The 6,000-nt window shown below is 41.3% G+C and carries 5 protein-coding genes, 1 tRNA gene, 1 rRNA gene and 1 other RNA gene; 4 read left to right on the forward strand and 4 right to left on the reverse strand.

What is annotated here, in order from left to right; translation table 11 throughout:
* Positions 1 to 108: 108 nt before the first annotated feature.
* Together rnpB and rsmI are read right to left on the reverse strand one after the other, a co-directional pair.
* An RNA gene (gene rnpB, locus K358_RS18780) (RNase P RNA component class A) lies at positions 109 to 541 on the reverse strand.
* Between the two features lie 75 nt (positions 542 to 616).
* Complete coding sequence (gene rsmI / locus K358_RS0108045; RefSeq protein ID WP_027696347.1) at positions 617 to 1,483, reverse strand: 16S rRNA (cytidine(1402)-2'-O)-methyltransferase; 867 nt, start codon at positions 1,481 to 1,483, stop codon at positions 617 to 619.
* A gap of 61 nt (positions 1,484 to 1,544) precedes the next feature.
* Between rsmI and K358_RS0108050 the strand changes: the two genes are divergently transcribed.
* From K358_RS0108050 to K358_RS18215, 4 genes are read left to right on the forward strand one after another with little or no spacing between them, the layout of a single operon-like run.
* Positions 1,545 to 3,371 carry a penicillin-binding protein activator gene (locus K358_RS0108050; RefSeq protein ID WP_027696348.1) on the forward strand — a complete coding sequence of 609 codons (1,827 nt, stop codon included), beginning with the start codon at positions 1,545 to 1,547 and terminating at the stop codon, positions 3,369 to 3,371.
* Positions 3,340 to 3,723 carry a YraN family protein gene (locus tag K358_RS0108055; protein ID WP_027696349.1) on the forward strand — a complete coding sequence of 128 codons (384 nt, stop codon included), beginning with the start codon at positions 3,340 to 3,342 and terminating at the stop codon, positions 3,721 to 3,723. Before K358_RS0108050 ends, K358_RS0108055 begins: the two co-directional genes overlap by 32 nt.
* 3 nt (positions 3,724 to 3,726) lie before the next feature.
* Positions 3,727 to 4,317 (forward strand): phosphoheptose isomerase, encoded by a 591-nt coding sequence (locus K358_RS0108060; protein ID WP_027696350.1) that lies wholly within the window; start codon positions 3,727 to 3,729, stop codon positions 4,315 to 4,317.
* Positions 4,318 to 4,322: 5 nt separating this feature from the next.
* Positions 4,323 to 5,024 (forward strand): BON domain-containing protein, encoded by a 702-nt coding sequence (locus tag K358_RS18215; protein ID WP_051241240.1) that lies wholly within the window; start codon positions 4,323 to 4,325, stop codon positions 5,022 to 5,024.
* Positions 5,025 to 5,571: 547 nt separating this feature from the next.
* Here the strand turns inward: K358_RS18215 and K358_RS0108070 are convergent.
* Together K358_RS0108070 and rrf are read right to left on the reverse strand one after the other, a co-directional pair.
* Positions 5,572 to 5,648: transfer RNA gene (locus tag K358_RS0108070), tRNA-Asp, on the reverse strand.
* A gap of 67 nt (positions 5,649 to 5,715) precedes the next feature.
* Positions 5,716 to 5,831 (reverse strand): 5S ribosomal RNA (gene rrf, locus K358_RS0108075).
* Positions 5,832 to 6,000: the final 169 nt, after the last annotated feature.

The raw sequence follows: 6,000 nt of genomic DNA on the forward strand, positions 1-6,000 counted from the left end.
TTATGCTAATTCTAACTAGAATCGTTAATAGCACGTCAAAAGGGCGACAACGAATGAAGAAATTCATAAAAAAACCCACCGCAGAAACTGCGATGGGTTCATTTAAATTGGTGGAGTTGACATCATAAGCCGGGTTCTGTCTCCGCTTGCGCGGCGATAGCCATTCGTCTAGGCCAGTAATCGCTCACTGGCTCGAGCAACCTACCCGCCCCCTTACGCGAGCAACGCAATGTGAGGGCCTATTTGGTCTTGCTTCGGGTGGAGTTTACCTTGCTACGAACTGTTGCCAGACGCACGGTGCGCTCTTACCGCACCCTTTCAGCCTTACCTGTTCGCTTCTTACTTCCGAAGAAGTGAAGAATAGCGCCATCGGCGGTCTTCTCTCTGCTGCACTTGTCGTGAGCTCACGCTCCCCAGGCGTTACCTGGCACCCTGCTCTTTGAAGCCCGGACTTTCCTCCCCTCCGACAGTCTCCCACCGATTTCTACCTAGGTAAAAACAGTAAGGACATCAACGAAGCAGCGACTATCCAGTCAACTCCGACGCGGATTATACGCACATCACCTTAGAAGACAAGCATTCATCCGATGAGCTACAAATAACCTAACAACTAAGATTAAGCTAAATTATCAAGCCCCCACTTATATAGGGCATTTTTTTTCAAGTTATGAATTTCAGCGACAAGTGCAGCTGCTTTTTTCAATGGTAATTCTTGAGTTAAGATTTTTAACGCTCTTAAAGCATCATCAGGAAGCGAATCGACTGATTTATTTTCTCGATGTCCATGGATAAGAATAACCATTTCTCCACGCTTACGGTTGTCATCTTCATTGATCCAGTTGATCAGTTCACCTAACGGCGCACCATGAATCGTTTCAAATGTTTTGGTTAATTCACGGGCGAGTACTACTTCACGATCAGGCCCTAGCACTGTCAGCATATCGTCTAAACTAGACGTAATTCGATGAGGCGATTCATAAAAAATACAAGTGCGCTCAGCTTTGCTAATTTCTAATAACTTATCTTTACGACCTTTACTTTTCGCTGGCAAGAAACCTTCAAAACTAAAACGATCCGACGGTAACCCAGAAGCGCTTAAGGCGGTGATCACGGCGCAAGCACCTGGCAATGGCACAACTTTAACACCCGCTTGACGACATTTCGTCACAAGGTGATACCCTGGGTCGCTGATTAGAGGTGTACCTGCATCAGAAACTAATGCGATCGACTCTCCCGCTAACACTTTTTCAACTAATACTTGTGCTTTTTGTTGCTCGTTATGGTCATGCAATGCATAAGTTTTGGTTGATATGCCAAAATGAGAGAGTAAACGACCACTATGCCTTGTATCTTCTGCAGCAATCAGGTCAACTTGATTTAAAACATCTAATGATCGTTGAGTGATATCCCCTAAATTACCAATGGGAGTAGGAACAATATACAGGGCTGGAGACTCTAAAAGAGCAGTTTTGTTATCTATCATTTGTTTACCGTCACTTGAGCGATTAATATAGAGTCAATCTTTCACATAAAGAATAAAACGCATGCAAATTATGAATCATAAGATCTTCAGTGTACCACGCTTATTTACTTCTATCGCCTTGATGTTATTAGTATCAGCGTGTTCATCACTTACGTTCGAATCAGATAAAGTTGATATTACCGCTCCACCGGTACAAACCTCACTCGCCTATACTAACGAGGCGAATGACATTCAGCCATCTACTGAGCAGACTGATTTGTTCATTATGGCGCTAAAAGCCTCCGTCGTTGAAAAGGATTACGACCAAGGCCAAAGCCTGCTAAAACGCATCGTTCAATTTCCTTTAAATGATATGCAGCAAGCAGAATGGCAATTAGCAAAAGCGCAAATTACCGCTGCTACCGTTGACTCAGAGACTGCATTGAAAGGGTTAAATTTCCAACAGCAGTGGCAATTATCGGACGTACAATGGCGCAATTATCATCAACAGCGCGCTAAACTGTTTGAAGATATTCGCGATTTCTTCAATGCCGACCGCGAATGGATTGCTTACAAAGAGTTTCAACCAGTCAATAAGCAAGAGTCAACCGATAAGCGAATTTGGGATAACTTAGAGCAATATTCTAAAGATGAAATTGTTCAACTCGAAGCTCAACCAAGTGAAACTGAGCTACAAGGTTGGTTATATGTTGCCACTCAGATGAAAACACAGTTAAACAATCCAAGTGGTCTAAAAACAGAGCTTCAGCAGTGGTTTGGCACCAATATTAGTCACCCAATCGTGACGCACACACCTGAAGATGTGCAACGCATTTTAGATCTAGATATTTCAACGCCACAAAATATTGCGGTACTACTGCCTCTTTCTGGTAAATATGAAATGCCAGCGAAGTTAATCCGCGATGGCTTTATTCATGCAATGACCAATGATGCCGATAGAGATCCAGCTCTAAAAATGACAGTTTATGATACGTCAACACAAAGCCTGCAAGATATTTATGCTCAGCTAACAGCCAATAATACTGATTTAATCGTAGGCCCATTGATTAAAGATAACGTAGAGCAACTGCAAGATATCAATAGCAACAATATTCCTATGTTGGCTCTAAACTTCCCTGATGACTTAGAGCAAGGCTCTCAAGTTTGTTATTTAACTCTATCGCCAGAGCAAGAAGGGGCACAAGCGGCTAAGCACCTTTTCGAAACAGGTTTTAAATACCCACTAGTACTCGCACCTAAAGGGAAGCTTGGTGAGCGTATTACTGAGGCATTTATAGAAAGATGGAATGAATTGAGCAATACGCCAGTGGCGTCAACGCCATTCGGTAATCGTGCTGAATTGCAAAAAAATGTTAAAGATGCGTTTGGCTTAACCGATAGCCAAGCTCGCATCAACCAAATCCGACGAATTAGTAATATGGAAATGGAAACCGAAGCTCGCAGCCGTAGAGATATTGATTCTGTTTACATTATCGCAAACCGCTCAGAGCTAACGCTGCTAAAACCATTTATTGAAGTCGCGATTAACCCAGATGCTAAGCCACCTAAACTGTTCTCTAACTCTAGCAGTAATAATGGTAAAGCTCGTGCCTATCAAGATGTTAGTGGTATTGTATTTAGCGACATTCCAATGCTGTTGAATAAAGATAATGCTGAATTAACTGAGTACGATAACTTGTGGCCAAAAAGCAGTAACACAGAAAAACGTCTACATGCGTTAGGTATGGATTCATATAGCTTGCTTGCTCAACTTCCAACAATGAAGGTTATCCAAAGCTATCAGTATCAAGGTCAAACAGGCACGCTAAGTATCGGTGCTCAATGTGTAGTACAAAGAGATCTAAGTTGGGCTGAGCATGAAGCTTTTCAGTCAGAAGATCAAAAATAAGCGAGAAGTCGGTTTTCAATATGAAACCTTGGCCAGCCAATATCTGATTGGCCAAGGGCTTCAGCTGTTAAGTAGAAATATGAATAGCCGCTTTGGCGAAATCGATTTGATCATGAAAGATGAGCAAACTTTTGTTTTTGTCGAAGTTAAATATCGAGCTTCATCATCGTTTGGCCATGCAGCGGAAATGGTAACCTACCAAAAGTCTCAAAAGCTGATAAAAACCGCTATGGTTTGGCTGAAGAAACAATCTCTGCCAATCGAGCAAACCCCCTTTCGTTTTGATGTCATTGCTATTCATAAAAATGGTGAGGATATCAATTGGATAAAAAATGCAATTACTCAAGGATAAAGCATGCTAGAAAGCATTAATGATAGCTTTAAAGAAAGCATTCAAATTCAAATTGCTGCCGCAGAATCTCTCCCCGACGCCATCACTCATGCAGCACAAGCGATGGTGAGCAGCTTATTAAATGGTAATAAAATCCTTTGTTGTGGTAATGGCGGCTCTGCAGCTAACGCACAACAATTTGTCTCTTGCTTACTCAATCGCTTCGAGACAGAACGACCAAGCCTTCCTGCAATGGCTTTGACAGCAGATACTTCGACGCTAACAGCTATAGCCAATGACTATCATTATCAAGAGGTCTTTTCTAAACAAGTAAAAGCTTTCGGTCAAGCCGGAGATGTGTTGATTGCTATTTCTACTAGTGGTAACAGCAGTAATATCATCAAAGCAGTTGAAGCTGCTGTTACTCGAGATATGACCATTATTGCATTTACCGGTAAAGATGGCGGTGAGCTTGCAGGGTTGCTTGGTGAGTCAGATGTAGAAATACGCATTCCATCACATAGAACAGTAAGAATCCATGAGGTTCATATGCTAACGCTTCATTGTTTATGTGACTTGGTCGATCAAGTGATCTTTCCCTCTCACGACGGATAAGTAATATGAAAAAAAACGTTATTATTTTATGCTTCTCTAGCTTATTTTTAGTTGCTGGCTGTACCTCAACAGGCAGCTCTTCTGATCCCACTCAGCAACAACAATGGCTAGAAAAAAATATCCAATCAAACATCAATGCCTTAAACCAAGCACCTCAGTATAGAGGAAAGGTTCGCGTCACTTCCGAAATCACGAGTGCGGGACACATCTTACTTTTAGGTCAATCCATTGATGAGGATAATAAACAGTACATCGAAGGCTACGTAAAAAACTTACCAAACGTAGATAAAGTCTATAACCAAATTCGCATCGCAAAACCTCTAACATTCCAACAAATAAGCCATGATATTTGGCTAACCACTAAAGTCAAAAGTGCTCTTCTATCGGATGACCGACTCGATCAATACAACATCAAAGTAACTACCGAAAACAAAGAGGTATTTTTAATTGGTAACATATCAGAAGAAGGCGCGCAAATTGCGGCGGATGTGGCCAGTAAAATAGAAGATGTCTCCAAAGTCATCAAAGCATTCAATTACGTAAGCTCACCTTCCATCCAATCTAAACCAGCCCCGGCTTCAAATAGCAATGAGCCCAATTCGGCAAGCAGTATGCAAGAAGAAGATCAGAACACTTCAAGCGGTAGTATTACACCTATAATTGAAGACGTAGACACGCCTATCGATGAAACCGATGTATTAAATTAGCCCCTTCAAACAGGCTTAATTTATATATAACGAAAGCAGAGTACTGATTACTCTGCTTTTATATAGTTAAATATTGACTTACCCTGCTCTCTGTCACTTCTTTAGTAACGATCTTACCACTAAAAACCTGCCCCTAATGTCAATAAAGTACAATAAACTCACCCCTTACCTGGGTAATAGTAAAAGTGTTTTTTATATTCGGGAACTGCATCTGAATTTATTAATGAAGAAATCGTCCCTACTATTTGGTATTCCCGCTGTTCACAGTTCACAGTTCACAGTTCACAACTTAAAATCAGATAAAACATGGTGTTCTAATACCAAACCATATCTGAGTTAGCAAAGGTTAAAGTTACATAGTAAAAAGCAATGTGTAATGAATCGACATCTGTACCTATTTTAGGGGGATGTTACAAGTGATAGTCGCCAGTTTTTAACCAACAACAACCAAGTGAATAAGCACGTCATAGCGTCTATTTTTCTAAATTTCACTTTCGACAAACGAAAAAAAAACCTGACTCTTTCGAATCAGGTTTCTTAAAATAAGTGGCGGAGTGGACGGGACTCGAACCCGCGACCCCCGGCGTGACAGGCCGGTATTCTAACCAACTGAACTACCACTCCGCAGTGTCTATTCAGTATTACAAATTTTGCCTTTAGATTTTTCTAAAATCTAAAAACTGAAAGTAAAGCCTGGCGATATCCTACTCTCACATGGGGAAACCCCACACTACCATCGGCGCTACTTCGTTTCACTTCTGAGTTCGGCATGGAATCAGGTGGGTCCAAAGCGCTATGGTCGCCAAGCAAATTCTTTTGTTAAAACATCATTTATGATGCTTTAACTTAATTCGGAAAGCTGTTCATTCTCACACTCATTCAAGTATCAATCTGTATTCTTTTCTATTCAGTCCAACCAAAACCCTTTAGGTGTTGTATGGTTAAGCCTCACGGGCAATTAGTATTGGTTAGCTCA

The sequence above is a fragment of the Vibrio litoralis DSM 17657 genome (genome assembly GCF_000426765.1).
Classification (GTDB): Bacteria; Pseudomonadota; Gammaproteobacteria; order Enterobacterales; family Vibrionaceae; genus Vibrio; species Vibrio litoralis.